Genomic DNA, 488 nt, shown 5'->3' on the forward strand with positions numbered 1-488 from the left:
GATGAGTTGAAAATACGTCTGCATAATGACTCCTGTGAACCTTACACGGTTCAGGTCGGTGAACGTATTGCACAGGCGCGTCTTGTGGAGCTGGTTCGTACGCGTATTGTTTCTGGTGTGGTAGAAGAAACAGGCCGCGGCGGTTTTGGTTCTACTGGTAAGTTGTAATAAGCTCCGAGGGTATTTAAATCAACGTCTTAGTTGGGTAACATACCCTCATTAAGAAAAGGAGCTAGAAATGAAAAAGCTACTTGTTTTGTTAGGATTGGTTGTATGTGTCAACGCGAACGCATATACTTTCGATTGTGAAACTGTCTCAAATATTGTAAATAAAGAGATTCTTATTAAGAATGAGCGTTACAATATTGATAAGAAATATGCCGATAACGTTATTAAGACTAGTATCGGACTGTGTAAAGCTGCAAAAACAGCTTCAGAATCCGGGATGTCCACAAAGGAAGTAATGCAGTTCGTAGAATCCACAATGG

Annotated in this window: 1 protein-coding gene; it reads left to right on the top strand. The window is 40.6% G+C overall.

All coding sequences use genetic code 11. The annotated features are described in order from the left end of the window. Nucleotides 1-238: 238 nt before the first annotated feature. Nucleotides 239-488: hypothetical protein (locus tag Y882_RS20595; protein ID WP_211259227.1), on the top strand; the 250-nt coding region annotated here is incomplete at its 3' end.

Source organism: Dyella japonica DSM 16301, assembly GCF_001010355.1.
Lineage (GTDB): Bacteria > Pseudomonadota > Gammaproteobacteria > Xanthomonadales > Rhodanobacteraceae > Dyella > Dyella japonica.